The organism is Halothiobacillus sp. DCM-1 (assembly GCF_045689735.1).
Lineage (GTDB): Bacteria > Pseudomonadota > Gammaproteobacteria > Halothiobacillales > Halothiobacillaceae > Halothiobacillus.
Window position 1 is genome coordinate 861,836 of the sequence record NZ_CP142685.1, and the last position, 26,911, is coordinate 888,746.

Genomic DNA, 26,911 nt, shown 5'->3' on the forward strand with positions numbered 1-26,911 from the left:
TGGAAATTCAAACCGGGTTTGATTCGCGCCGGCGTCGGGAAGCTCGGCGCTTTTGGAGATGCCGCCAGACCTGCCAGCGCCAGAGCAGCTGGATGACGGCAAAGGCGGCCAGCGCGACCGCCGCGCCCAGAATGAGTAGGCCGAGCAGCATGGGCAGCCAGAGGATTTGAATCTGGCTCATCACCCACTCGAAGGACATCCCTGCGGGGGGCACGGTAAGCTGGGTGCCGGTCAGGCTGGTGCCAATCCAGTACGCGCCCCAAAAAATCGGCACCATGGTGAACGGGTTGGAGACGAGTGCCATCGCCACCGCGAGCGCCACATTCACCCGAAAAATCACGGCGGCGATGGCGCAGAGCAACATCTGAAGCGGAATGGGAAAGAAGGCGATGAACAGGCCGATCGCGACCCCGCCGGAAACTGACCGGCGGTTGAAATGCCACAAATTGGGGTGCGCCAGCCACTTGGCGAATGGCTGCATGAAGGAGGGTGCGAGCACCGTTTCCTTGCTGGGCGCCCATTTGCGAAAAAACTTGCGCGGCATTTGGCGGCAGACCTCGCACGGTAAAGAATGCCGGGCAGTATAGCGAAAACCCGCCTCGATGCCGGTGACCTCAATCCATCGCGACGGGCGCCTTGGCGGCACCGGAGCGGCGCGCGGGGCGGAACAGCAGCACCACGGGCAACATCAGCAGAAAACTGATCAGAATCAGCACGAAGGCGTCGTGGTACGACAGCATGTTGGCCTGGCTGGTGAGCGTACTGGCCAGAATGGCGGCACCCTGCGGTGAGTTGGGCGTCAAGTGCAGGGGCGCGAGATACTGCCAGGCGAGGGGATTATCCAGCGTGATGCCGCCACCCAGTTGATTCCAGGCAATCTGGGCATGACGGCTGACCAGCGTCGCCACGATGGAGATACCGATGGAGGAGCCCACCGTACGAATCAGGCTGTAGAGCCCGGCGGCTTCAGCGGCAAACTGGGGTGCGAGTGTCGAAAAGGCGACGGTCGACAGCGGCACGAAAATCATGCCGATGCCTGCGCCTTGAAATAACAGCGGCCAAATGATCTGCCAGGTGTTCACTTCCAGGTTGTACTGCGTCATGCCCCAACTGCCCACGAGGCTCAGCACAATGCCGGTGGCAATAATCAGCCGTATATCGACTTTGCCAATAATGCGCCCGACGATCATCATCGCCACCATGCTGGCAATGCCCCGGGGCGCGAGCGTCATGCCGGTGGTCAAAATCGGGTAATCCATTTCCCGTTCCAGCATCAGCGGCTGCACATAAATGGCACCGAACATGCCGAGTCCCATGAGCAGCATCACCAGATTGGCGAGGGTGAAATTCCGGTCGCGAAAAATTTCCAGCGAGAACACCGGCCGGCGGCCGGGGATCATACTGAGCCAGAGGAACAACAAGGTCGCCACCCCGGCGATGGCGGTGACCGTGACGATGCCGGTCGAGGAAAACCAGTCATCCTGGTTGCCGCGGTCGAGCACGAATTGCAGCCCGCCAATCGCGAGACCAAGGAGCGTAAAGCCCCACCAGTCCATGCCGCGTTCCGGTTTTTTGGGTAGGCGGGGCGCGAAGCGGCCGACAATCGCCAGCGCGAACAGGCCGACCGGCAAATTGATGTAAAAAGTCCAGCGCCAGTTGATGGTTTCGGTAATCCAGCCGCCGATCGTCGGCCCCAGGATCGGCCCGACCATGACGCCGATCCCCCAGATCGCCATGGCCTTGCCGCGTTGCTCCGCCGGGAAAACCTGCACCATGATGGCCTGGGACAGCGGCACCAACGCCGCGCCGGCCAGCCCTTGCAGCACGCGGAAGAAAATGATTTGCGGCAAGCTTTCCGCCAAGCCGCACAGCGCCGAGGCAATCACAAACCAGGCAATCGAAATCAGCAGATACTCCCGCTGACCCAATTTATCCGTGAAATAGCCGGTGAGCGGCATGACGATGGCAGAGGCCACGAGGTAGCTGGTCAGTACCCAGGAAATCTGGTCGGGCGAAGCGCCCAAATCACCGGCCATATAGGGCAGCGCCACCGAGGCAATGGTGGTATCCAGCACCTGCATGATCGTGGCGGACATGACCGCCACCGTAATCATGATCCGTTCAAAGGGGGAGAGCGTGCTCACGATGCGCGGAATGGTTTATTGAGGACGGCTGCTCAGGCCGACCACGCTCAGGATCGAACGGAACAGCCCAATCGGATGGGGCGTGCGCTGAATCGAGACGGTGGCGCTGGTGCCGATGGGTAATGGGGACTGCCGATTTTGATCGGGCGGATCGAAGGCAATGCGAACCGGGACGCGTTGAGTCACCTTGACCCAGTTGCCGGTCGCATTCTGCGGCGGCAGTAGAGAAAACGCCGTACCAGCGCCCGCGCCGATGGACACCACCTTGCCGGTGAATTTCGTTTGCGGATAGACATCGGATTGAATCGACACCGGCATGCCGATTTGGATGCGTCCGAGTTCGGCCTCTTTGAAATTCGCATCGATCCACAAGCCTTCCGTCGCGACCAGGGTGAACAGCGGCTGAGCGGGGGCAACAGCCTGCCCCGGTTGCAGGGTGTAACTCGCCAGTCGGCCGGACCAAGGGGCGGTGATGGTCGTTCGGCTCAACTGATAACGCGCCGTGGCCAATTGCGCTTCGGCGGCGCGAATCCGGTCATTTTCCTGCCCCGGCTTGCCCAGATTGGCGCGTGCCTGATCCAGTGCGGCCTGAGCCTGATTGACGCCCGCCTGAGCCACTGCAACAGCCGCGCGCGCATCGGTCAAATCCTGGGCGGAAACGAATTGCTGCACTTTGATGCGCTGCAGGCGCGCGAGATGATCTTCTGCCTGCTGGGCGCTGGCTTGAGCCTGCTCGACGGCGGCTTTGGCCGTGACGATGGCGGCGGAGAGCGTATCTTGCGTGCGCCGTGCGGCGGCAAGATTGGCTTCGGCGGCGGCGACGGCGGCCTGGTAAGGCGTGGGATCCAGCGTGAACAGAATCGCCCCTTTCGGCACGGTTTGATTGTTTTGCCAGGGCACGGTTTGGATGGTTCCCCCGACTTCAGCGCCGACTTGAGCTTGATGGCCGCTGACAAAGGCGTCTTCGGTGCGAACAAACTGATCGGCATAGCGCAGATAACCAAGACCGACCACGCCGGCAATGGCAATCAACCCCAGGATGAGCAGCAATCGGAAGCGGGAATGACGGCGAGCGTTTGCCGTATCTTTTGAAGTAGTCAGGGGGCGAGCTGTCTCGTCCCCTTCAGCGGCCGCCGGCTTGCCCGGCGGTTGGGGCGAGGCGTCAGTCGCGGCTGTGGATTCCTCCGTTTCGGTTGGCCTCATGATTCATTCGCTCCAGGTTGGTTCGTACCTTGTTTAGCAGCCGACCAAATTCGGCTTGTTCGTCTTCATTCAAGACCGATATGATCTGATGGCGCGCCATCCCCAATTTCTGATCGGCTTCATTGATTTGCGGTAAGGCCCGATCAACCAGCCAAATCGTTTTCGCACGACGATCGGTCGGGGCGACGCGCCGCTCGATCCAACCCAGTTGCTCCAGACTGTCGAGCAGTTTGACCAGCGTGGGTCCTTCGATCGCCAGCGAGCTGGCCAGTTCTTTCTGGGTGCAGCCTTGACCTTCATCACGCAGGACGCGAATCACTGCCCAGGCGGACGCGGTGAGATCATACTCAGCCAGCACGAAATTCAGCTGGGTACGCCACATCCGGTTGTTATCGAACATCAGCCGGGAAATCTGCTCGTCGCTGTATGTCGCCAGTTCTTTAATGCTCATAATAGTAGCCACCTAATGAATTTTCCAGTGAATCAATCTCGCTTTGGCTGACCTTTCTGTGTCTCGGCTTGCTTGCCCGAGTTCCAGAAAGAACCTTGCTTAGTCTAATCAAATTCAAAAATAAAAAAAAGTTATACGCATAAATTTTTTTGTGATTGGAAAAATTTTCTCAAGACAGGTTTGCCCTTGGACTTTTCCCTTCAGAACTTTTCGTTCCGGTTCATGCACTGGTATTGCGCAAATGCGGGGGTCAAATTGTTCTGAAGGACTGATTGCTTTATCATTCGCGGCTTGTGCTGCATGGGTTTCCGGGTGAATTCCTCGATCTTGCAGCCCGCAAGGGTTCAGTCAGCCCGTCCCATGCAGTCGTCATTCTGAATCAAGGCGTGTTATGACCAAATATGTGTTTGTGACCGGCGGTGTCGTGTCTTCCCTGGGTAAGGGGATTGCCGCCGCGTCACTCGGTGCGTTGCTTGAATCACGCGGTTTGCGGGTGACGCTGATGAAGCTCGATCCGTACATCAATGTCGATCCCGGCACGATGAGCCCGTTCCAGCATGGCGAAGTGTTTGTGACGAATGACGGTGCCGAAACGGATCTGGATCTCGGGCACTACGAGCGTTTCGTGCGCTCCCCGGTGGGTAAGCGCAACAATTTCACGACTGGCCGGGTCTATGAATCGGTGATTCGCCGCGAGCGGCGCGGGGATTATCTCGGCGGCACGGTACAGGTCATCCCGCACATTACCGATGAGATCAAGCGTCGCGTGCTGGAAGGCAGCAAGGGCTACGATGTCGCCCTGATCGAAATTGGCGGCACGGTCGGCGACATCGAGTCGCTGCCCTTTCTCGAAGCCATTCGGCAAATGGGTGTCGAGCTCGGTCATGAGCGCGCCATCTACATGCACCTGACCTTGGTGCCGTATATTCGTGCGGCGGGGGAATTGAAAACCAAGCCGACGCAGCATTCCGTCAAGGAACTGCGCTCGATTGGGATTCAGCCGGATATTCTGCTCTGCCGTTCCGAAGTGGTGCTGCCCGATGATGAACGGCGCAAAATTGCCCTGTTCACCAATGTGGACTTTGATGCCGTGATTTCTTCGGTCGATGCCGACACGATCTACCGCGTGCCGCGTTTGCTGCATGCCCAAAAGCTGGATGAAATCGTGCTGCGCAAGCTGCATCTGACGGCGAATGCGGCCGATCTGTCTGAGTGGGATCGCGTGGTGGACGCCCAAACCAAGCCCGATCGCATCGTTGATGTGGCGATGGTGGGGAAATATGTCGATCTGGTCGATGCCTACAAGAGTCTGAACGAGGCGCTATTGCATGCCGGTATCAATACCCGCACCCGGGTGAACATTCATTACTTCGATTCCGAACGGTTTGAGCGCGAATCGCCGGAGGCCGCGCTCGGGGGGATGGATGCGATTCTGGTGCCGGGCGGGTTCGGCGAGCGTGGTGTCGAGGGGAAAATTGCTGCGGTGCGCTTTGCGCGGGAATCCCGTAAACCGTATCTCGGTATTTGTCTCGGGATGCAGGTGGCGGTCATCGAGTATGCGCGGCATGTGGCTGGACTGGCCGGGGCGTATTCGACGGAATTCCGCAAGGATACCCCGCATCCGGTGATTGCGCTGATCACCGAATGGCGCGATGAGCGGGGTGAGCTCATCGTGCGTGATGAAAAAACCGATCTCGGCGGCACCATGCGTCTTGGGGCACAACGCTGCGAACTCCTGCCCGGCAGCCGGGTGGCGCAGGCCTATGGCAAAGTCAGCATCAGTGAACGCCATCGGCATCGCTACGAATTCAACAATGGATACCAAGAGATTCTGGAGTCGGCTGGACTCGTGTTCTCCGGGTTTTCCGCGGAAAACCATCTGGTGGAAACCATTGAGTTACCCGATCATCCCTTCTTTATCGCCAGCCAGTTTCACCCCGAATTTAACTCCACCCCGCGGGACGGTCATCCGCTGTTCACCGCATTCATCCAGGCGGCACTGGCGCAGCGTGCTGGCGGCGTCGCTGTTGAGGGAGAACTCGCATGAAGTTGTTGAACTTTACGGTGGGGCTCGATCAGCCGCTATTTTTGATTGCGGGCCCTTGCGTAATTGAATCGGAAACCCTAGCGCAGGAAACCGCCGGCGCGCTCAAGGAGATGGCTGCTGCGCTGAACATCCCGTTCATTTATAAAAGCTCGTTCGACAAGGCGAACCGATCCTCCGGGCAAAGTTTTCGCGGGCCGGGGTTGGCGCAGGGGCTCAAGATTCTTGATGGAGTCAAGCGGTCGATCGGCGTGCCGGTGTTGACCGATGTTCATGAAGACACGCCCCTAGATGAGGTGGCGAGTGTGGTGGATGTGCTGCAAACCCCCGCGTTTCTGTGCCGTCAAACCAACTTCATCCAGAATGTGGCGCGCCAGGGCAAACCCGTCAATATCAAAAAGGGGCAATTTCTCGCGCCCTGGGATATGGGCAATGTGGTTGAAAAAGCCCGCGCCGTCGGTAATGAGCAAATCATGGTCTGCGAACGCGGTGCCAGTTTCGGGTACAACAACCTGGTTTCGGATATGCGCAGTCTGGCGGTGATGCGCCAAACGGGGGCGCCGGTCGTGTTCGATGCCACGCATTCGGTGCAATTGCCGGGCGGGCAGGGCGCTTGCTCGGGGGGGCAACGCGAATTTGTCCCCGTGTTGGCGCGCGCCGCTGTGGCGGCTGGCGTCGCGGGTTTGTTTATGGAAACCCATCCTGATCCGGCCAAGGCGTTGTCGGATGGCCCGAATGCCTGGCCGCTGGGACAGATGGCAGACCTGTTGCATACCTTGGTAGAGATTGACCGATTGGTTAAATCCGCCGGCTTTCCGGAACAGGCTTTGCTTGCTCCGTAAGAACATGGTTTCGTTCGGATGCCGGATCGCATTCGGGTTTATGATTTTTTAATGATTTACTGATTTTTGGAGAGACATAATGAAAGCCATCGAAGGCGTGCGTGCGCGACAAGTGATTGATTCTCGTGGTAACCCGACGGTCGAGGCGGAGGTGTTCGTCACCGGCGGGTTCGTGGGGCGCGCCATCGTGCCGTCGGGCGCTTCGACCGGTACCCGCGAAGCAATTGAATTGCGGGATGGCGATAAATCCCGTTTCGGCGGCAAGGGGGTTTCCCGTGCCGTAGCGAATGTGAACGGCGAGATTGCCCGCTTGCTCAAGGGAATGGATGTGCATGATCTGGCGACGATCGATGCCAAGATGATTGCGCTCGATGGCACCGAGAACAAATCCCGTTTGGGGGCGAACGCGCTGCTGGCCGTTTCTTTGGCCTGTGCCCATGCGGGGGCGGCCGCTTCAGGCAAGGCGCTGTATGACTATCTCGGTCAGGGCGAGGGCGTCACCCTGCCGGTGCCGATGATGAACATCATCAATGGCGGCGCACATGCCGATAACTCCGTCGATATGCAGGAATTCATGATCATCCCCGCAGGGGCGCCGAGCTTTTCTGAAGCGCTGCGTTATGGCACGGAAGTATTCCACACGCTGAAAAAGGTACTGCACGACCGGGGTCTGAACACGGCGGTGGGCGATGAAGGCGGGTTCGCGCCGGATCTGCCCTCTAACGAAGCCGCGATCCAGGTCATCATCGAGGCGATCAAGCTGGCCGGTTATGAGCCCGGCAAGGATATTTTTATCGGCCTGGACGCGGCGAGTTCTGAGTTTTACAAGAACGGTCAGTACCATCTGGAAGCCGAAGGCCGCGCCTTCACTTCGGCAGAAATGGTCGATCTGCTGGCCGACTGGGTGTCCAAATACCCCATTCTCTCGATTGAAGACGGTATGGCGGAAGACGACTGGGCGGGCTGGAAACTGCTCACCGAGAAATTGAGCGACAAAGTGCAATTGGTGGGGGATGACCTGTTCGTGACCAACGCCAAGATTCTGGCGGAAGGCATTGAAAAAGGCATCGGCAACTCGATTCTCATCAAGGTCAACCAGATCGGCACCTTGTCCGAAACGCTGGAAACCATGCGCCTCGCTGCGAAAAACGGCTACACCAGCGTGGTGTCACACCGCTCCGGTGAAACTGAAGACACCACAATTGCCGACCTCGCCGTGGCGACGAATGCCGGTCAGATCAAAACCGGCTCCCTATCGCGTTCAGACCGCATGGCGAAGTACAACCAGCTGCTGCGGATCGAAGAAGCGCTGGGCGATAAGGCTCGGTTCCCGGGTATTTCCGCGTTCCGCCGGGGTTGAGTGTCGCCCGCAGCGCTGTCTGAGTCATCGTGGCTAGCCGGATCATTGCCTTGCTGGTGCTGTTGGGGCTGCTCGCCGGCTTGCAATGGCGCTTATGGTCGAGTGATTCTTCTTTTTACTCGCTCTGGCATAAACAGGCGCAGCTGGCAGAACTCAAGGCCGCGCATGAATCGCTGGCTGAGCGAAACCGCCGTCTGTTTGCGGAAGTCGATGATCTGAAAACCGGTTTGGGTGCCTTGGGTGCCCGCGCCCGGCTGGATCTTGGGCTGATCGGCCCGGACGAAACCTTCTTTCAAGTGATTGAAGATACCCCCAGTGATCAGATCACGCCGACGCGGGGGGATGCGCAAACGTTGTCGGCTTCGCCGTCCAGTCCGACGGTCTCACCGCCATCGCCACCGGCACCGAAGGCGGCGAGTCGCTGAATGACGGAACAGCAGAACGCGTACCCAGTACCACCGTGGTGGCTGGTGATCCCCGCCGCCGGTGCTGGCCGCCGAATGGGGTCGGATTTGCCCAAACAATTTTTGCCCTTGGCTGGGCATTCCGTGCTGGCCACCACGCTGTCCCGGCTGGTGGGCTTGCCCGCGTTACGGGGGGTAGTGCTAGTGGTCAGCCCCGATGCCGTGCCCCACTCGGATTTCGCGGGTGCGGCGGAGTGGTCGGGTTTGCCGGTGGTGGCCGAATCGGGGATGCCGCCCAGATATTGGGTGGCCGGCGGTGCAGAGCGGGCGGACAGTGTGCTGGCGGGCCTGAAATTTTTGCGTGACGAACGGCATGCCGATCCTGCGGATTGGGTGCTTGTGCATGATGCGGCGCGCCCTTGTGTGCGTCCGGCGGATGTTCGTTCGTTGTTGGATGCTTTGCATTCAGCGCCGGATGGTGCGCTGCTCGCAACCCCCGTGCGCGATACGCTCAAGCGGGCAGAGTGGGGGGATGGTGCGCGGGTTTCGGTGACGGCGACGGTGCCCCGCGAGCAGCTATACCATGCGCTCACACCCCAGGCTTTCCCGTTGGCTCGGCTCATGGCGGCGTTGACTCAAGCTTTGGCTGCCGGTGTCTCAGTTACGGATGAAGCCTCGGCCATCGAATGGGCGGGGGGCGCCCCGCAGTTGGTGATGGGACATACCGATAACCTGAAAATCACCCGTCCAGAAGACTTGCCTCTGGCTCGGATGATTTTGCAGGCGCAGGCCGAGGATGGCGGTTAATTTCGGCGTAAAAAGGCCGGTTGATGCGCGGTAGTGGACTCGGTTCTTGAATCGCGTTTTTATACATGACTGCCCGCGACAAAGCCGGAAGACCAGGCCCATTGAAAGTTGTAGCCGCCCAGCCAGCCGGTGACATCGACGACTTCCCCAATGAAATAGAGCCCTGGCACGCTGCGTGCGGCCAGGGTTTTTGACGACAGGGCGCGCGTATCGACACCGCCTAGGGTGACTTCCGCTTTGGCGAAGCCCAGGGTGCCGGCGGGTTGAATCAGCCAGTGGTGCAACTGTTCGTTAATTGCGGCCTTTTCCTTGTGGCTGAACTGGTTCAGCGGCTTTTCCCAGCGATGCGTGGCGCAGAAGGCTTCTGCCAGCCGCTTCGGCCAAAACTCGCTCAGCCGTTGAGCCAGCGTCTGCTTGCTGGAGACCGGCTGCGCGAATACATCGGCTATATCGGGCAGCAGATTGATGACCAGAGGGCTGCGTTTTTCCTGATGCCAGGACTGCGCTTGCCAGTAACTGCTGGCCTGAAGAATGGCCGGACCCGATAAGCCTCGATGGGTAAACAGCAACTGCTCTTGAAACCGGGGTGCCGTGGCCTCGCCCTGAGCCGTGATCGTCAGGCTGTTGCCGGCGATCGGATATTCCGCCAACCATTCCGGCGGCATGGCCAATGGGACGAGCGCTGGCTGGGGCGGGACGATTGGTAAGCCAAACTGTTCTGCGATGCGATAGCCGAACGGGCTGGCACCCAGTTTCGGGATCGCCAGCCCACCGGTGGCGATGACCAGCGAAGCGGTTTGATGCCGCTCGTTCGGGGTTTGTACGGTAAAACCCGCCCCGGTTCGCGCGATGTCTGTGACTGTGCAGGGGTGGCAGAACTGCACATCCCCCAGAGCGCACTCGGCGTGCAGCAGGTCGATAATCGCTTGCGCGGAGTGATCGCAAAATAACTGACCGAGCGTTTTCTCGTGGTAGGCGATGCCATAGCGCTCGACCAAGGTAATGAAGTCCTGTGCGCCATACTGCGCCAGCGCCGAGCGGACAAAATGGGGATTCTGTGACAGGAAATTTTCTGGCTGCACGCGGCGGTTGGTGAAATTGCATCGCCCGCCACCGGAGATTCGGATGCGTTCACCCAAGTGTTCTGCGTGGTCGATCAGCAGCACGCGGCGCCCGCGCTGTCCGGCGGTTGCCGCACACATCAGGCCAGCAGCGCCCGCGCCAATGATCACCACATCCCAAGCACGGGGCGTCATGAGCACGGCGCCAAGACAAGCCGCGACATCGCCAATTTATTGACGACACGGGGGGCGGGCAGCGTTCGCGACGGCTTTGTAGCGGTGGTCGCGCTCAAGGGGATGGTTTCTATCATGCTGTTTTTATTGAATTCTAATGAGAGATGTGTGGAGTTTTCTGAATTGGCATGGCCTGTGCTTTGAAGTAGCCATCAAATGAAGTGTGGAGGTTCCTGTCATGAACCGGCTTGCCTATATTGCCATGAGCGGTGCCAAGCAAACGCTACTCGCGCAGGCGACCAATGCGAATAATCTGGCGAATGTGAGTACCCAGGGGTTCAAGGCGGATCTCGATGCGTTCACCTCGATGCCGGTTTATGGGCCTGGCTATCAGAACGCTCGTGTGTACGCGCAGGACACGCGCAGCGGCACGGATTTTCAGCAAGGTGCACTGACCACCACCGGTCGTTCGCTGGATATTGCCATTAATGGCCCGGGGTTTATCGCCGTGCAGGCGCCCGATGGTTCTGAAGCGTACACCCGGCGCGGCGATCTGCATGTCTCGCCGAATGGGCAGCTGCAAACGGCGACGGGCGCGCCGGTTCTGGGCAACCAGGGGCCGATCGCCATTCCCCCGGCCAGCAAGATCGATATTTTGGGGGATGGCACGATTTCGATCATTCCGCTGGGCGGCGATGTCAATGCACCGGCACAGGTGGATCGAATCAAACTGGTCAATCCGCCGGATACGGCCTTGCAAAAGCGCAGTGACGGTTTGTTCGCCTTGAAGCCCGGCACGCCGCCACCGGTTGCGGACGCTTCGATCAGCGTGGCCAGTGGGGTGCTGGAGGGCAGCAATGTCAATCCGGTGGATTCGATGGTGAAGATGATCGAATACGGCCGGTTATTCGAGATGCAGACCAAGATGATCAAAACCGCAGACGACAACAGTTCTGCGGCCGACAAACTGTTGCAGTTCAGCTGAGGAATTCATCATGACAACCCCTGCTTTATGGATCGCGAAAACCGGGCTTGATGCCCAGCAAACCCGTATGTCGGTGATTGCGAACAACCTGGCGAATGTGAACACCACCGGCTTCAAGCAAGATCGGACGGTATTTGAGGATTTGATTTATCAGAATTACCGGCAAGTGGGTGCGTCCAACACCCAGACGAACGAAGTACCGACCGGTCTGAACATCGGTACCGGGGTGAAAGTGGTGGCGACGGAAAAAAACCACACGCAAGGCAATCTGGTGACGACCAATAACGCGCTGGATATGGCGATCAATGGCCGGGGATTCTTTCAGGTGCTGCAACCTGATGGATCGGTGGCCTATACCCGGGACGGCAGCTTCAGCCTGGACAGCAATGGTCAGGTGGTCACGGCCAATGGCTATCCGCTACAGCCGGCGATTACCGTGCCCCAAGGTGCGCAGTCGATCACTATCGGCAATGACGGCACCGTCAGCGTTCAACTGGCCGGGCAGGCGCAGCCATCCCAGGTGGGGACGATCAACCTCGCCGATTTTGTCAATCCAGCGGGTTTGCAGCCGGTCGGCAATAACCTGTTTCTCGAATCCGGTTCCAGCGGCGCGCCGCAAACGAGTACACCCGGGCTGAATGGCGTGGGGAATGTTCAGCAGGGGATGCTCGAAAGTTCGAATGTGAATGTGGTGGAAGAGCTGGTCAGCATGATCGAAACCCAGCGCGCCTACGAGATGAATTCCAAGGCGATCTCCAGCACATCCAGCATGCTGCAGACACTGAATCAGAACACCTGATCACGGTCGGGGTAGGGGGATGAGATGAATCATCGAGGCGTGGTTTTCGCCGCAGGTATGGCGGTTGCCCTAGGCGGTTGTGCCAGCCAGCCGCCGATCAAGACCGACCCGGCCTTCGCGCCGGTGATGCCGCCGGAGGCTGAGTCGTATAACCCGATGCAAAGCAACGGGGCGATTTACCAACCTGGGCAAATGGACAATATGCTCGTCGATGCGCGGCCTTACCGGGTGGGTGATATTTTGACCGTCGTGCTGCAAGAGAGCATGAATGGCACCAAGAGTGCCACGACCGCCACCGGCAAAGCCGACACGGTGGCGATCACGCCGCCGGCGGTTGCCGGGCTTTCGAGCAGTCTGATGAACCGTTTTGGTGTTCAGATGAGTACGGCCAATCAATTCAAGGGCAATGGCACCAGCGCGCAAACCAATACCCTGACCGGACAAATCACCGTCACGGTCGCGCGGGTGTACGCCAATGGCAGTTTGTGGGTTCAAGGGGAAAAAAGCATTGGTATCAATCAGGGCAGCGAATATGTGAAGCTCGCCGGGTTGATACGCCCGCAAGATATTCGGAGTGACAACACGGTACTTTCGACCCGAATCGCGGATGCCCGGATTTCTTATGGTGGCACCGGCACGCTGGACGATGCCAACAATCAGGGCTGGCTGGCACGGTTCTTCAACAGCCCGATTTTCCCATTTTGAGGAGTCTCATCATGCGTCGCGCATTGATCGTATTGTGTTTGATGCTGATCGGCGGGCTCACGGCTCAGGCCACCGAGCCGCTGCAGCGCATCAAGGATCTGGCGACCTTCGCTGGCGTGCGGGATAACCAGATCATCGGCTATGGGATCGTGGTGGGTCTGCCCGGCACCGGCGATCAAACCACTCAGGTACCGTTCACCTTGCAGAGCATTCAGAACATGCTGGCACGCCAGGGGTTGTCCCCTTCGGCGGGCAATGTGCAGTTAAAGAATGTGGCGGCCGTGATGGTGACCGCCAACTTGCCGCCCTTCGTCAAACCCGGTCAAAACATCGATGTAACGGTGTCCTCCATCGGTAATGCCAAAAGCCTGCGCGGGGGCGAGCTGTTGATGACCCCGCTCAAGGGCGTCGATGGGCAAATTTATGCGGTGGCGCAGGGCAGTTTGATTGTCGGCGGCCTGGATGCGTCAGGCAAAGATGGCTCACGGGTGACTGTCAATATTCCGACGGCGGGGCGCATTCCGAATGGCGCCATCGTCGAACGCGCGGTGCCCACCATGATGGGGGGCGCCAATGCGGTATATCTCGATCTGAACTCGCCGGATTTCACCACCGCCCGCAATATCGAAAAAGCCATCAATCAACTGATGGGCGCGGGGGTTGCCGAAGCGGTCGATGGCGGTACGGTGCGCGTGCGTGCCCCGCAAGATGCCAACCAGCGCGTGGGCTTTATGTCGGTGCTGGAGGACATCCAGGTCGCGCCGGGTGAAGGGCCGGCCAAAGTGGTCGTGAATGCCCGTACCGGCACCGTGGTGATCGGCCAGAATGTTCGCATCGAAGCCGCGGCAGTATCGCACGGGGATTTGACGGTCACCGTCAAAGAAAATGCGCAGGTTTCTCAGCCGAATCCCTTGGCGGGTGGCAACACCGTGGTGACACTAAACTCGCAGATTGGCGTGAAAGAAGACAAAAAACGCGCGTTTCTGTTCAATCCCGGAGTAACCTTGAACGACATCGTCAAGGCGGTGAATGCGGTGGGTGCGTCGCCCTCGGATCTCGTGGCGATTCTCGAAGCCCTGAAAAGCGCCGGCGCATTGAAAGCGCAGTTGATCGTGATCTGAGCGCGCGCATCATGAGTGGCCTCAACCAATCTCTGAATGTTTCGGGCTACACCGACTTTCAAGGGTTGGCACGGCTCAAAACGACGGCGAAAAATGATCCGCGCGCCGCGCTGGTCACGGTGGCCAAGCAGTTTGAGACGCAGTTCATCGGCATGATGATGAAGTCCATGCGCGATGCTACGCCGCAAGATGGCCTGATGGATTCCGAGCAGAGCAAGACCTTCCAGAGCATGATGGATCAGGAGGTCGCAGAAAAGATTGCCGCGCACGGCGGCATCGGGCTGGCGGGCGTGATCGAGCAGCAGCTCCGGCAGGACACGCCCGGCGCGCAGCCAAAGCTGGATTTGCAGCAGGTGCCGCGCGCATTCCCCTTGCACCCCGTGAACCCGGCAAGTCAGCAGCCGATCGATGCGACGCCCAGGGCGTTCAAGCTGCCGCCCCGCAATATGGCCTTGAAGGCATTTGCCTTGCCCGAACGCGCGGCGGGTTTGCCAGTCAACAGCGTCAAACAGGCGGCGTCCGCCCCCGTCCAGGAGACCGCGCTATTGCCGAATGAAAGTCAGCCGGTGGCGTATTGGTCGTCACCCGAAGCCTTCGTCGATGCCATCCTGCCGCATGCCCAAGCGGCGGCGAAGGCCTTGGGGGTGCCCGCCAAGGTGTTGGTGGCACAATCGGCGCTGGAAACCGGTTGGGGTAAACATTTACCCACGGATGCCCAAGGGCGGGTCAATTTTAATTTTTTTGGCATCAAGGCAGATCCGAGCTGGCAGGGTGGGCGGCAAACGGTGAATACGCTGGAGTTTGAAGGTGGGGCGATGGTGTCGCGTAAGGCATCGTTTCGTGCCTATCCGTCAGTTGGGGATTCGTTCCAGGATTATGTGCAATTTTTGCAGTCGAATCCGCGTTATCAGGCCGCGCTCTCAGCCAAAGGCAACCCGGAGGCGTTCGTTCGTGCCTTGCAGAAGGCGGGGTATGCCACCGATCCGCAGTATGCTGACAAGTTGATCGCGATCATGAATTCGGGTCGGATTCCGGATTCCTCGGGCAGTTCATGAGCCGGATTCAGTGGATTCTTCCTTTCCACTCCGTCAGTGCTAAAGTTTTTACAGAAACAGCCGATATACTCGCCATCTGGCAGTGGAGGTGTGCGTCATGCCTGATTTAATGAGTAATGCCGTCAGTGGTCTGCTGGCGATGCAGCAGGCGTTGGCGACGACGGGTCATAACATTGCCAATGCCAATACGCCGGGATATTCCCGGCAGACGGTGAACCTGGCGTCGATGCAGGCGCAGTTCCAGAATGGGAGCTATATCGGATCCGGGGTCCAGGTGGCCTCGGTGACCCGTAGTTACGACCAGTTTATTCAGTCGCAGATGAACTCGGCGACGGCGGATAACAGCCGCTACAGTTTTCTGCAAAATTACACGACGCAAATTACCCAGTTGCTGGGCGATACCCAGAGTGGCGTGGCCGCGCAAACCCAGGCTTTTTTTAACGCCACCCAGGCCGTGGCGGCGAATCCGACGGATTTAACCGCGCGCAGTACTTTTCTCGGATCGGCTCAGGCCTTGGCCAGCCAGTTCAATACGATTGATGGCCAATTACAGAACCTCGATAACCAGATTGGTCAGCAGGCAAACCAAATCGGGACGCAAATCAACTCGTATGCGAGTCAGGTTGCGGATTTGAATGGAAAAATCACCAAGGCACTGGCCAGCGATCCGAGCGCCCCGCCCAACGATCTATTAGATCAGCGGGATCAACTGGTCACACAAATTTCCTCATTGATCGATGTCAAGGTCACGACGGACAATGCGGGCAATGTGAATCTGAATGTCGGTACCGGGCAATCGCTCGTGTTGAATGACACCGCCACGAAAATTTCGGTGGGGAATCTGCCCTCAGGCTTGAGTGTGACGCTTGGAGGGGCGGATATTACCGCCCGAGTCAGCGGAGGAACCTTGGGCGGTATGATCCAGGCGCAAGGTCAACTGGTGACCCCGTTACGCAATGAATTGGGTCGCGCGGCGCTCGTCCTGGCGGATCAAGTGAATCAAAATCAGGCGGCCGGCACGGATCTAAATGGCAATGCCGGGACAAACCTGTTCACCCCAGTGTCTGGCTTTGCGCCACAAACGACGGCCATGCCAACCAATCAGGGTACGGGGTCGGCGACCGGTAGTTACACCGACCCGACGCTGCTGACCGGTCAGACCTATACCGCCCGGTACGATGGTTCCAACTGGCAGGTCAGTACGGTGCCGAGTGATGGCAGCGCGCCGTTGTCGGTGGCTTCGGGCGGGACACTGACCTTGCCGGGGATGAGCGTCACCTTTGCCGGTACGCCTCAATCGGGGGATGTGTTGAATATCCTGCCGACCGTGGGCGCCGCCGGGAAAATTAGCGTTGTTCAGCAAGATCCTTCGGGGGTTGCCGCTGCCGCCACCGGGCAGCCTGCTGGCTCGCGGGATAACACGCAGATGACCGCCTTGTTCAACCTCGCCAATCAGGCGCTGGTCGGGCAATCCGCGCCGGGTGCGAACAATGGCGTGAGCCTGAGCGATGCCGTCAACACGGCCGTGAGTCAAGCGGGGTCTTATGCGGGGCAAGTGCAATTATCGGCCCAGGCGGCGAGTAGCACCTTAAGTAATTTGACGGCTGAGCAGCAATCGGTTTCCGGCGTGAATCTGGACGAAGAAGCGGCGAATTTGATGCGTTACCAGCAGCAATATCAGGCATTGGCGCAGTCGATTAGTTCGGCCAATACGACATTTCAGTCGTTACTCGGCGCATTCCGGTAAGGAGTCAAAATCATGCGTGTTTCTACCTCAATGATTTTTTCCCAAGGTCTGACGAATTTGCAGCAGCAGCAAACCAGCATCCTGACGGCACAGCAGCAGATAGCGACGGGCGTGAAGCTCACGAATCCAGCAGATGACCCGGTGGCGTTTTCAACTGCCAGTAATTTGTCTGTTTTGATCAGTAAACAAAATCAATACAGTACGAATATCGATAATGCAACCGGGAAAATCTCGGTGCAGGAATCCACCTTAGGTAGTATGACTGGGATTTTGCAATCCATTCGGGATGCGGCGATTCAAGTCAATAATGCGGCGAATGATCCGACTTCTCGCGCGGCGCTGGCGGATCAGATTACGCAATTGCGGAATGCCTTGGCGAGTCAGATGAATGCAACCGATGAGCGCGGAGAATATCTGTTTTCTGGTACTGCCGCCAAACAGACTCCTTACAATAGTAGCGGGGTATTAAATCCGGCGGTTGCGGCGGCTACGCCCGTGGGTTTGCAAATTGCGGATGGTCAATCAGTCACGATCAACACCCCGGCCACGGGGTTGTTCCAATTGAGTAACAGTGCGACCACAGGGGGAAATGCCAGTATTCTCCAGGTGCTCGATCAGCTGACCAGTGCCATTACCAATCAGCCCGCCAATGTGCAAACCGTCTATCAAACGGCGCAGCAAGATATTGATACTGTGATGAATCAGATTACCAATGCGCGTGGCAGTATGGGGAATGCGCTGAATGTTTTGACAACGGCTAAGAGCAATAACTCGGCTGAATCGGTGATCAATCAACAAACCCTGTCGAATTTGCGTGATACAGATTTAGCGTCAGCTATTACCAAACTTAATCAGAGTTATACCAATTTGCAGGCGACACAAATGAGTATGGTGAAAATCCAAGGGTTATCTTTGTTTAATTACATGCGGTAACATCCAGACAATTCCATGTTTTCTTAGTGTATTTTGTTGCGGGTGAGGCGTGCGATCATTCATGGATTGAATGATTGGCAAGGTACATTGCATGGATGATCTCGTGAGACAACCAACGACGATTGACTACGAGCGCGTGCTCTCATCGATCAACGCCGAGCGCCGCGCCGCAGGGTTGCCTCAGATCGAGCATGCGGTCATGCGGGTTCGTGTCAATATCCGCTTGGCCATTCATGGTATTGAACGGTTGTCGGCCGATTCGCAAATCACGCTCTCGCAAAAGGGGTTGCAGGAGTTGGCACTGGCACTCAACGAACTGTTTCAAACCAGTTTTACGGCAGCCTCGTTGGCGGGGTTTTCCCCCAAAGTGGTGCCGGTCGAGGTCTCCAGTGATTCTGTGCCGCCGATCAGTAGTCGGTCTGTCCAAGATGTAACCCACGCAACATTCGATTCGCGCATTTATTTGGTTGATCTGTATTCGGCCATCAACCAGGCGCGTCGTATGCGCGTGTTGCCGCCGATCGAGCCCGCCGTGATTGCGGTTCGGCTAGGCGTGCGATTTGCCATTCTGGCACGCAGAAAACTGGATTTTCATCAAGCGTATCTGCCGTTGGCTGAAGCCGAGCTGGGGCTGTTCCGTCAGATTTTGATCGATCAATTCGATGTGGACTGGCCCGAGGGGCTCAGCGCCCTGCTGGCATCTGGAAGAAAGCGCGCAGAGGAGCAACCTAAAAAACTGGGTTGGATTGAACGCCTGTTCCGAAAACGCACGCATGAAATCAGCGTGCCGGCCTTGATTATGGCCGTAACCCGCCAGCGAGCGAATCTCGGCTACAGACCCTTGTCACCCACGGTCATTTCGACCGGTTGCCGGGAAAATCTCATTGCCTTGGGGATTAAGATCAAACCAGAAGAACAGGTACTCAAGTTGAATGAGCAGCAATTGGATGCGCTGGCAGCATATCTGCGTGATCAATATGGTTTGTTTTTTGAAGACTTGATCGACTTCATCGGCTCGAATAAATAACCCGTATTGGATTAAAGGAAAAAACATGTCATCAGTTCAGCAGGATCGTGGTTTATTGCGGATGGGCGGTCTCAGCCATGTATTTCACTGCAATCATTACAATGCGCATCTGCAGATGGCGGTGCTTTTAGGTGATGGCATCGAGGCGGATTTCTCGCCGCGTCAGTTGTTGCAGGATGGCGCGCGGATGATCGTAGAGCACCTGCGTGGCCAGGGCTATTCCGATGCGCAACTTCTGGCCGAATACACGGCCTCGGGCTTTGGTGTGCTGCGTCAGGTCGATGCGGATCATTGGGAAGCGGTGCATTCGCATTATGGTGAAACAACCTATTTTCATGGTCGTCCGGAGCCCAGTTGTTTTTTTGATGCGGGTTTTATCAGTGGCTTGACTGGGCGGCAAGCCGTCGAAGTCGCGTGCCGACATGCGGGCGGTAGCATTGACCGTTTTGAATTGGGCGCGTCGGTGGCGCCGCTGCCCTCGTTTATTCGGCACCCGGAGGCGATGTCCGAGGCGCCCCCGCGTTTTGGTTTTCCCGAATGTGTTTCCAAAACGGATTCCGTGGATGAAGACGCCATTATCACTGCCGTTTCCGGGATGCCCCTATGGGGTAAGCCCATCGCCGACGGCGGGAACGGGTTGATTCGTGCCTTTGGGGTGGCGCTCACGGTGCATTATGCGGATTACTACAATTTCATCAGCTATGAAGTGTACCGGCGCATGGTGGCCATTGGTGTGCCGGTTGATATGGCACGCGAATCCTTCGTTCTGGCGGGGCATGTCTGCGCGTTCAACACCTTAGGCGGCATCATGGAAAGCGATGCCTGGGATCAGATGATCAAACCGATGTGTCAGGATGTGAGCGACTGGGTGCACGGCATTGTGGCGGTGATCAACGCGCTGGGTTGGGGGATTTGGCGTGTTGAGCGCATCGTGCCGGGAAAAGAGCTCGTCATACGGATTTATAACTCCTATGAAGGGGTCGGTTTCCGCCGTCTCTATCCGCCGGCAGCGGGCGACAAGCAATTATCCTTTCTGGCGATGGGCGCGGTGCGCGGTATTGCGCATCTGCTTTGGAAAATCGACATTCGTCAGCGCCCGGGATTGGACGAGCAGTTCTACATGAACACATTCAATAATCCGCGCGGGTACTGGACGGTTGAACAAACGCATGCGATTGCGGCGGGCGATGCCTTTGACCGCATTGTGACTCGCGCGCCTTGATCTTCCGGCACCATGGTTAATTAACGAGGGATCAAGGCCAGTACTGAAGCACCGCCGATGGTCGTGGCTTTTCATCCGCTTCGCGCGGATTGGCGATCTGTCCCAGATTGATGAATCCAAGCAACTGCTCGTGGGGCGCAAGCCCTAGGGCACGCGTGACAAAGGGGTCGTAGACGCGGCTCCCGGTCAGCCAAATCGCCCCGAATCCGAGCGCCTGCGCGGCAAGCTGGGCTTGATAGGCGGCAAGGGCGGCCGTGATGCGCTGCTCTTGTTCGGGAACTTTCGGATGATCTGCCAAGGGGCTGGCAATTGCCGCGAGGAGGGTCGGCGCACGCAAGGCGCGCTCACGCTCGCGTTCACACAGAGCGGGTTCTACAGCCGGATCCCGAGCGCGTAAGGCCGCGACAAACAGCTCGCCCAACGCAATCCGTGCGCCCCCTTCAATAATCAGAAATCGCCAGGGATGCAAACGCCCGTGATCCGGCACGCACTCGGCCGCATCCAGAATGCGTTGTAGCTCGTCGGCGGTTGGGCCAGGATGACGCAGAAATTTGGCCGGGGTCGAGGTTCTGGTTGTTAAAAAATTCAATATCATGAACGGGTTACCGTAGTTGATTGAGGCTGCTGATCTGGCGGAGGATTCTGGCCGGTTGGTTTGATGTTCGCTTGGGTTCTGTATTTCCCCGGAATTGCATGGCATCTGTCGGCGTTTTGGCTGATAATGTGCGCCCCTTACAAAACTTGCTGATTTTATGGCGAAAGAAGATTACATCGAAATGCAGGGCACCGTAGTGGATACCCTGCCAAACACCATGTTCCGGGTTGAGCTGGAAAATGGCCATGTGGTGACTGCGCATATTTCTGGCCGTATGCGGAAAAACTACATCCGCATTCTCACGGGCGACAAGGTGACGGTTCAACTGACGCCGTATGATCTGACCAAGGGGCGCATCTCATTCCGCGCGCGTTGATGGCGTGCTGCTGTTGATATGCCCTTGATTCAGTGCGTGTCGCGCCATGTTCCGGCGCGACTTGCCTTGCTCAGAGTGAAGTTTCTGTCAACGCTTCTTCGCTCGGGCTGACCACACAAACCGGTTCACCGGTGACTGCATCCAGGCTAAAGCGAGCAATGCCGCCTTGGTCGGACAAGCTGCCAAACAGGAGTTCCTCGGCCAGCGGTCGCTTGATTTTCTCCTGAATGAGTCGAGCCATGGGGCGTGCGCCGAGAATTTCGTCGTAGCCTTCCCGCGACAGCCATTGCCGCACGCTGTCGTCAATCAATAGCCGCACTTTTTTCTCTTCGAGCTGTTGTTCGAGTTCGAGCAGCAGTTTATCGACGACATTCACGATTTGGCGCGGTGCCAGTGGCTTGAACTGGACGATGGCATCCAGCCGGTTGCGGAATTCCGGACTGAAGCCGCGTTTAATGGCTTCCATCCCATCGCTGCCGTGGTTTTGTGTCACGAAACCGACGCTGCTGCGCGCCATGACCTCGGCGCCCATGTTCGAGGTCATGATGAGAATGACATGGCGGAAATCGACCTGACGACCATTGGTGTCGGTCAATGCCCCGTTATCCATGACCTGCAGCAGAATATTGAACACATCCGGGTGGGCTTTTTCGATTTCATCCAGCAGCAACACGGCGTGGGGCGTTTTGTGAATCGCCTCGGTGAGCAAGCCGCCATCGTCAAAGCCGACATAGCCAGGCGGCGCGCCAATCAAGCGCGAGACGCTGTGGCGCTCCATGTATTCCGACATATCAAACCGCACCAACTGAATGCCCAGCAGGCGCGCCAGTTGTTTGCTGACCTCGGTCTTACCCACGCCGGTCGGTCCGGCGAATAGATAGGAGCCAATCGGCTTGTTCGGTGTGCGTAGCCCGGAGCGCGCCAGACGAATCGCCGTACTGATCTGCTCAATGGCTTCTTCCTGGCCAAACACCACCATGTTCAGGTTGCGGTCGAGATGCTTGAGGATCTCCCGATCCGAGGTGGAGACGCTGCGTTCGGGGATTCGTGCAATTTTGGCGACGACGCGCTCGATGTCGGCCGCGCCAATGCTGGCTTCGGTGCGTTCATCCGCATGGAGCCGATATTGCGCGCCGGCTTCGTCGATCACATCGATGGCTTTGTCTGGCAGATGACGATCGACGATATGCCGACAGGACAGGCGCACGGCGGCTTCTAGTGCTTCATCGCTGTAGGTAACGCCGTGATGCGCTTCATAACCTGCGCGCAGCCCCCGTAGAATGGCAATCGCCTCGGCTTCAGAGGGTTCGGGGATGTCCACCTTCTGAAAGCGGCGCGTTAGGGCGGCGTCTTTTTCGAAGATGGCGCGGTATTCCTGATGGGTGGTCGAGCCGATGCAGCGCAAATCGCCATTGGCTAGCGCCGGTTTGATGAGGTTGGACGCATCCATCGAGCCGCCCGAGGCGGAGCCTGCGCCGATCAGAGTGTGAATCTCGTCGATGAACAGCACGGCATTCGGCACCGACTTCAGGCGTTTGAGCACGACTTTCAGTCGCTTTTCGAAATCACCCCGGTATTTGGTTCCCGCGACCAGAGAGCCAAGATCCAGAGAGTAGATCACGGCATCCTTCAGGGTCTCGGGGACTTCGCCCTCGACGATTTTCCGCGCAAGCCCCTCGGCAATCGCGGTTTTGCCCACCCCTGCCTCCCCGACCAGCAGGGGATTGTTTTTGCGGCGACGGCAGAGGATTTGTTGTACGCGCTCGATTTCCAGCGCACGACCGATCAGGGGATCAATCTTGCCGTCCTTGGCGAGCTGGTTCAGATTGATGACGAAGTTTTCGAAGCTGTTCTCGTCGCTGGCTTCGGGTTTTTCCCGTTCTTTCTCGGCAGCGGGGTCAGTGGCCGACGCGGCCGGGGCATTCTCATTCATGCCGTGCGAGATGAAGTTGATGACATCCAGGCGTGTCACGCCGGCTTTGTGGAGCAGATGAACCGTATGCGAATCCTGTTCGGCAAACAGCGCCGCGAGCACATGCGCGCCCGTGACTTCCGTTTTGCCGGCTGACTGGACTTGCATGACGGCACGCTGCAAGACACGCTGAAAACCAAGCGTCGGCTGGGTTTCGCGGGTGTCGTTTTCTGGAATGCGCGGGGTGTTGTGCCGGATGTGATTTTCCAGATCGATCGCGAGTTGGGATGCGTTGGCATTGCAACCGTCCAGTACGGCTCGGGCGTCCGGGTCTTCGAGCAGGGTGTGAGTCAGCGCTTCGAGCGTCACGAACTCGTAGCGTTGGCGTCGTGCGCGATCGAATACGCGGCTAATGGTGGTTTCGAGGGCTTTACTTAACACGGAACACTCCTAGTCAACGACGCAATCAACCCGGACGGATACATTATGGCGCCGGTTCCATCACACACAAGAGCGGATATTCATTTTGCCGGGCAATCTGGTTCACCTGCGCCACCCGGGTTTCGGCGATTTCACGGGTGAAGATGCCGCAGACGCCGCGCCCGCGGTGATGCACTTCCAACATAACGCGCTCGGCCTGTTCGGTCGATAGCTGAAACAGCTCGACCAGAATCCGGACGACGAAGTCCATTGGAGTGAAATCATCGTTGAGCAGCAGAACCAGATACATCGGCGGCTCGGCCGGTTCCAGCCGGGTGCCGATCGATTCTTGAGGCTGGACGAGTTGATCAACCATGTCGATCCCTCAGGGCAGTAATTTGGGTCCGAGCTGATCCGACCACAGGGTAGCGAATTGTTGGCTGAATTCCGTGGCGGTCTCGCTCAACAGGGTTTCGAAGGGCGATTTTTTCGGGGTGAAATCCACTTCGTTCTTGACATGCAATTGATCGCGAACGACCTGGCGAACACTGGCCAGGCCATCAATCAAGCCCAATTTCTGCGCATCCGTGCCGGTATAGATAAGGCCGGAAAAGATGCTGGGGTCATTGCTCAGGCGATCGCCCCGGCCGTTTTTGACGGCCGTGATGAATTGTGTGTGAACCTCGTCCAGCAAATTCTGCATGAAAGCCACTTGCTGCGGATTTTGTGGGGTGAAGGGATCCAGCATCGCCTTGTTGGCGCCGGCCGTCAGCAGGCGGCTTTCGATGCCTAGTTTTTTCATGGCATCGACAAACCCGAAGCCATCCATGCGCACCCCGATGGAGCCAACCAACGAGGCTTGATTGGCATAAATCTTATCGGCGGCGGCGGCGATGTAATACCCGCCCGAGGCGCAGAGATCTTCCGCAACGGCGTAGAGGGGTTTGCTCGGGTATTCCTTACGCAGCCGCTGGATGGCATCGTAAATTTCCCCGGCTTGTACCGGACTGCCGCCCGGGGTGTTCATGCGCAGGATCACCCCTTTGATTTGCGGATTCTTGAAGGCACGCTCCAAGGCCGGGATCAGGTTTTCGGCCGAGGCTTCCTGGCCAGCGGCAATCACGCCATGCACATCGATAATGGCGGCGCTAGGTTCGCGGATCGATTCGCCCGTGCCGGTATCGAACCCACCTTTGGCAAAGAGTAAGGTGATGACGCTGACGGCGATCAGCAGGCTCATCAGGCGAAAAAATATGCGCCAGCGTCGGGCACGGCGCTGCTCGATCAACCCTTGCCGAGCCAGATCCAGCAGGGCATCCCGTGCCCAGCTTTCGTCCGAACCGCGTGCTGGGGTGTGGGGCACGGGCTGGTCGTCGGGTTCGATGCGCAGGTCGTCATTGGGTGATCGGGTCATGACTGGGGGTTCTCAGGGGCGGTGGCACAAAAAAGAGGAATCAATTCATTAAGTTCGGTGATGATGACCTGCGGACGGGCAGCATGTAATCGCGCCACTTCGTGCGCGCCGTGAGTAATGGCAATCGCCTGGCAGCCGGCATTATGCGCCATGAGCAAATCGAAATCGGTATCGCCGACCATCCAGGATTCGTGGGGCATCACACCGAGTTCATCAAACAGTTCCAGCAACATTAGGGGGGCGGGTTTGGAAACCGTCTGCTCCGCCGTTCGGGTGGCAAGAAAATAGTGCCCCAGTCCGGTTTCGTCTAGGGCCTCACGCAGGCCACGGTTGGATTTTCCGGTCGCAATCGCCAGAAAGCAGCCCGCCGCCTGCAAGGTTTGGAGCACCGATTCAGCACCGGGATACAGTTCCAGTCGCTCGGTGCGCTGAAAATACACATGGCGGTAGGCTTCCGCCAATGCCGCGACCTGCGTGGGGCTTGCCTCGGGAAACAGGGTTTGGCTGGCTTCCAGTAAACCGAGGCCGATGATATTGGCGATCGTTTGCGGATCCCGTTCGGGCAGTGCTTCGGCCGCGATGGCTTGCTGGAAGCAGCGAATGATATGTCCGGTGGACTGCACGAGCGTGCCATCCCAGTCAAATACGATCAGCTGCGGGCGGGATAAAGGGGTAGGGGTCATAGCTTCACGCTTGGGGTGAGAACAGGGCGCGTAGGCCGGCGGAGGAAAAACCGGCGGCAGTGAGCACGGCGCGCCAGCTGGCGGGCGGGGGCGCGCTGAAGCGCATTGCCTGATTCGTGCGGGGGTGGTGGAGGGTCAACTGCGCGGCGTGGAGCATCAGCGGCGGGCGCTCCGGCAGCCCCAGCGCCTTGTCGAGTGCGCGTTGGCCATATTTTTCATCGCCCACGATCGGGTGCCCGACATGTGCGGCATGAACCCGAATTTGATGGGTGCGCCCGGTGTGCAACTGAGCCTGCATCAGGCTGGTCTGCGGTGCTTGAGCCCGGCAGGAAAAATGCGTCACCGCCGATTTGCCGCTTGCCGTGACTTGTACGCGGTGGGCGGCGCCATCGCCTTGCCACTTTTCCAGCGGCGCCTCGACACGCTGTAGCGCCGCAGGCCAACGGCCATGCACGATCAGATCGTACCGCTTTTCGGCCTGTCCTTCGGGGCGGAGTTGGGTTTGCAGTGCGTGCAGCGCCGTGCGGGTTTTGGCGAGCAGGATCAGGCCGCTGGTTTCTCGATCCAGGCGGTGCGCCAGCTCCAGTTCTTCGCCTTGCTGCGTCGCGGTGCGCAACAGCTCGATCAGGCCAAAAGCGATCCCGGAGCCGCCATGCACGGCCAGTCCGGCGGGTTTGTCGATCACCAGTAAGGATTCATCTTCGTAAACGATCATTTCCGGCACCCGGCTGAGCCAGCTTTCGGGGATTTCGAGGGTCGAGGACGGAGCCGCCTGGATTTTGATCGGAGGAATGCGGATCTCGTCGCCTGTGCGTACCCGGGTGGTGGGTTTGGCGCGTTGACTGTTGATGCGGACTTCGCCGGTGCGCAGGATGCGGTAAATCAAGGTGCGCGGCACGGTGCCCTGGGTGGCACCGAGTTCGCGCAGTAAGAAGTTGTCGATCCGCTGGCCATCGTAGGGCGAGGTGACGGTCACGCGCCGGACGCGCGCAGCGGCTGCATCATAAGTGTTCATGCCGATAGTATACGGCGTTCAGCCGGGCATCCTGCGGGCGTTGTTTGTGTTATTCTCTGCGCCGCGCGATGGATCGGTTTTTTGCTGTGTGGAATTCTGCGGAAATGACGGAATTCCGTGCTCAGTGTGATCTCCCGCGCGCGTTGAAGGTATCGGGTGAGTTGTTCCTGTCCCGATGACACTGTGATCTTCGGTGAAATCGATGCCCATCGATTTCCGCTGTCTTCCCAAGGATATATGCGCCTTTTCTGGCTGGTTACTTTCGCACTCTGGCAAACCTTTGCGCCCACGCGTCAAACGCGGGGTGCTAGGGTTCGTGCGCGAAAACAAGTGACCGCGGTTCGTCGTCTGCCTGATGGGTGCCGACACGCCGCGCATATCGCCTTGTTTTCTGATTCTCCCTGGCGTCGGG

The 26,911-nt window shown here is 58.3% G+C and carries 26 protein-coding genes; 15 read left to right on the plus strand and 11 right to left on the minus strand.

All coding sequences use genetic code 11. The features are described 5' to 3' along the window. Nucleotides 1-7 precede the first annotated feature (7 nt). From VOI35_RS04070 to VOI35_RS04085, 4 genes are all read right to left on the minus strand, one after another. A complete protein-coding gene (locus VOI35_RS04070; RefSeq protein ID WP_407276612.1) occupies nucleotides 8-499 on the minus strand; it encodes a DUF2062 domain-containing protein in 492 nt (163 codons plus the stop codon). Nucleotides 500-614: 115 nt separating this feature from the next. Next, nucleotides 615-2,144 (minus strand): DHA2 family efflux MFS transporter permease subunit, encoded by a 1,530-nt coding sequence (locus VOI35_RS04075; RefSeq protein ID WP_407276613.1) that lies wholly within the window; start codon nucleotides 2,142-2,144, stop codon nucleotides 615-617. Between the two features lie 15 nt (nucleotides 2,145-2,159). Continuing rightward, the gene (locus VOI35_RS04080; protein WP_407276614.1) at nucleotides 2,160-3,347 is read right to left on the minus strand and encodes an efflux RND transporter periplasmic adaptor subunit; all 1,188 of its coding nucleotides are present in this window, start codon (nucleotides 3,345-3,347) and stop codon (nucleotides 2,160-2,162) included. Continuing rightward, nucleotides 3,307-3,798 carry a MarR family winged helix-turn-helix transcriptional regulator gene (locus VOI35_RS04085; RefSeq protein WP_407276615.1) on the minus strand — a complete coding sequence of 164 codons (492 nt, stop codon included), beginning with the start codon at nucleotides 3,796-3,798 and terminating at the stop codon, nucleotides 3,307-3,309. Before VOI35_RS04085 ends, VOI35_RS04080 begins: the two co-directional genes overlap by 41 nt. 391 nt (nucleotides 3,799-4,189) lie before the next feature. Here VOI35_RS04085 and VOI35_RS04090 point away from each other — a divergent pair, with 391 nt between their 5' ends. The 5 genes from VOI35_RS04090 (at nucleotide 4,190) to ispD (ending at nucleotide 9,255) form a co-directional block, all read left to right on the plus strand. Next, nucleotides 4,190-5,845, plus strand: coding sequence for a CTP synthase (locus VOI35_RS04090; RefSeq protein ID WP_407276616.1), 1,656 nt, complete (start codon nucleotides 4,190-4,192; stop codon nucleotides 5,843-5,845). Beyond that, complete coding sequence (kdsA, locus tag VOI35_RS04095) at nucleotides 5,842-6,684, plus strand: 3-deoxy-8-phosphooctulonate synthase (protein WP_407276617.1); 843 nt, start codon at nucleotides 5,842-5,844, stop codon at nucleotides 6,682-6,684. The genes VOI35_RS04090 and kdsA overlap by 4 nt, the downstream gene beginning before the upstream one ends. A 79-nt stretch (nucleotides 6,685-6,763) precedes the next feature. Continuing rightward, a complete protein-coding gene (gene eno / locus VOI35_RS04100) occupies nucleotides 6,764-8,044 on the plus strand; it encodes a phosphopyruvate hydratase (RefSeq protein ID WP_407276618.1) in 1,281 nt (426 codons plus the stop codon). A 29-nt stretch (nucleotides 8,045-8,073) separates the two neighbouring features. Beyond that, nucleotides 8,074-8,469 (plus strand): FtsB family cell division protein, encoded by a 396-nt coding sequence (locus VOI35_RS04105; RefSeq protein WP_407276619.1) that lies wholly within the window; start codon nucleotides 8,074-8,076, stop codon nucleotides 8,467-8,469. Beyond that, nucleotides 8,470-9,255 (plus strand): 2-C-methyl-D-erythritol 4-phosphate cytidylyltransferase, encoded by a 786-nt coding sequence (gene ispD / locus VOI35_RS04110; protein ID WP_407276620.1) that lies wholly within the window; start codon nucleotides 8,470-8,472, stop codon nucleotides 9,253-9,255. It begins immediately after the preceding gene. A gap of 59 nt (nucleotides 9,256-9,314) precedes the next feature. Here ispD and VOI35_RS04115 read toward each other — a convergent pair whose 3' ends face one another. Then, complete coding sequence (locus tag VOI35_RS04115) at nucleotides 9,315-10,511, minus strand: NAD(P)/FAD-dependent oxidoreductase (RefSeq protein ID WP_407276621.1); 1,197 nt, start codon at nucleotides 10,509-10,511, stop codon at nucleotides 9,315-9,317. A 217-nt stretch (nucleotides 10,512-10,728) separates the two neighbouring features. Here VOI35_RS04115 and flgF point away from each other — a divergent pair, with 217 nt between their 5' ends. From flgF to VOI35_RS04160, 9 genes are all read left to right on the plus strand, one after another. Next, the gene (gene flgF, locus VOI35_RS04120; protein WP_407276622.1) at nucleotides 10,729-11,475 is read left to right on the plus strand and encodes a flagellar basal-body rod protein FlgF; all 747 of its coding nucleotides are present in this window, start codon (nucleotides 10,729-10,731) and stop codon (nucleotides 11,473-11,475) included. A 10-nt stretch (nucleotides 11,476-11,485) separates the two neighbouring features. Continuing rightward, on the plus strand, nucleotides 11,486-12,274 hold the full coding sequence (gene flgG, locus VOI35_RS04125) for a flagellar basal-body rod protein FlgG (protein WP_407276623.1): 789 nt from the start codon (nucleotides 11,486-11,488) through the stop codon (nucleotides 12,272-12,274). 24 nt (nucleotides 12,275-12,298) lie between these two features. Next, entirely contained in the window at nucleotides 12,299-12,979 is a 681-nt protein-coding gene (gene flgH / locus VOI35_RS04130) for a flagellar basal body L-ring protein FlgH (protein WP_407276624.1), read from the plus strand. 11 nt (nucleotides 12,980-12,990) lie between these two features. After that, complete coding sequence (locus tag VOI35_RS04135; RefSeq protein ID WP_407276625.1) at nucleotides 12,991-14,100, plus strand: flagellar basal body P-ring protein FlgI; 1,110 nt, start codon at nucleotides 12,991-12,993, stop codon at nucleotides 14,098-14,100. A gap of 11 nt (nucleotides 14,101-14,111) precedes the next feature. Then, nucleotides 14,112-15,155 (plus strand): flagellar assembly peptidoglycan hydrolase FlgJ, encoded by a 1,044-nt coding sequence (gene flgJ, locus VOI35_RS04140; protein WP_407276626.1) that lies wholly within the window; start codon nucleotides 14,112-14,114, stop codon nucleotides 15,153-15,155. A 97-nt stretch (nucleotides 15,156-15,252) separates the two neighbouring features. Continuing rightward, entirely contained in the window at nucleotides 15,253-16,902 is a 1,650-nt protein-coding gene (flgK, locus tag VOI35_RS04145) for a flagellar hook-associated protein FlgK (protein ID WP_407276627.1), read from the plus strand. 12 nt (nucleotides 16,903-16,914) lie between these two features. Continuing rightward, the gene (flgL, locus tag VOI35_RS04150; RefSeq protein WP_407276628.1) at nucleotides 16,915-17,835 is read left to right on the plus strand and encodes a flagellar hook-associated protein FlgL; all 921 of its coding nucleotides are present in this window, start codon (nucleotides 16,915-16,917) and stop codon (nucleotides 17,833-17,835) included. Between the two features lie 91 nt (nucleotides 17,836-17,926). Next, nucleotides 17,927-18,862, plus strand: a complete 936-nt coding sequence (locus VOI35_RS04155; protein WP_407276629.1) for a hypothetical protein — start codon at nucleotides 17,927-17,929, stop codon at nucleotides 18,860-18,862. A gap of 25 nt (nucleotides 18,863-18,887) precedes the next feature. Next, nucleotides 18,888-20,084 carry a hypothetical protein gene (locus tag VOI35_RS04160; RefSeq protein ID WP_407276630.1) on the plus strand — a complete coding sequence of 399 codons (1,197 nt, stop codon included), beginning with the start codon at nucleotides 18,888-18,890 and terminating at the stop codon, nucleotides 20,082-20,084. Between the two features lie 31 nt (nucleotides 20,085-20,115). Here VOI35_RS04160 and VOI35_RS04165 read toward each other — a convergent pair whose 3' ends face one another. Further along, nucleotides 20,116-20,679, minus strand: coding sequence for a nitroreductase (locus VOI35_RS04165; protein WP_407276631.1), 564 nt, complete (start codon nucleotides 20,677-20,679; stop codon nucleotides 20,116-20,118). Nucleotides 20,680-20,836: 157 nt separating this feature from the next. Here VOI35_RS04165 and infA point away from each other — a divergent pair, with 157 nt between their 5' ends. Then, nucleotides 20,837-21,055, plus strand: coding sequence for a translation initiation factor IF-1 (gene infA / locus VOI35_RS04170; protein WP_300190147.1), 219 nt, complete (start codon nucleotides 20,837-20,839; stop codon nucleotides 21,053-21,055). Between the two features lie 70 nt (nucleotides 21,056-21,125). Here infA and clpA read toward each other — a convergent pair whose 3' ends face one another. Genes clpA through VOI35_RS04195 form a run of 5 tightly spaced genes read right to left on the minus strand, consistent with a single transcriptional unit; the run spans nucleotide 21,126 to nucleotide 26,499 of the window. Then, nucleotides 21,126-23,408 (minus strand): ATP-dependent Clp protease ATP-binding subunit ClpA, encoded by a 2,283-nt coding sequence (gene clpA / locus VOI35_RS04175; protein WP_407276632.1) that lies wholly within the window; start codon nucleotides 23,406-23,408, stop codon nucleotides 21,126-21,128. A 43-nt stretch (nucleotides 23,409-23,451) separates the two neighbouring features. Beyond that, the gene (gene clpS / locus VOI35_RS04180) at nucleotides 23,452-23,763 is read right to left on the minus strand and encodes an ATP-dependent Clp protease adapter ClpS (RefSeq protein WP_407276633.1); all 312 of its coding nucleotides are present in this window, start codon (nucleotides 23,761-23,763) and stop codon (nucleotides 23,452-23,454) included. Nucleotides 23,764-23,772: 9 nt separating this feature from the next. After that, nucleotides 23,773-24,801 (minus strand): S49 family peptidase, encoded by a 1,029-nt coding sequence (locus VOI35_RS04185; RefSeq protein ID WP_407276634.1) that lies wholly within the window; start codon nucleotides 24,799-24,801, stop codon nucleotides 23,773-23,775. Beyond that, complete coding sequence (locus VOI35_RS04190; RefSeq protein WP_407276635.1) at nucleotides 24,798-25,484, minus strand: HAD family hydrolase; 687 nt, start codon at nucleotides 25,482-25,484, stop codon at nucleotides 24,798-24,800. The genes VOI35_RS04185 and VOI35_RS04190 overlap by 4 nt, the downstream gene beginning before the upstream one ends. A gap of 4 nt (nucleotides 25,485-25,488) precedes the next feature. Next, a complete protein-coding gene (locus VOI35_RS04195; protein WP_407276636.1) occupies nucleotides 25,489-26,499 on the minus strand; it encodes an RluA family pseudouridine synthase in 1,011 nt (336 codons plus the stop codon). Nucleotides 26,500-26,911: the final 412 nt, after the last annotated feature.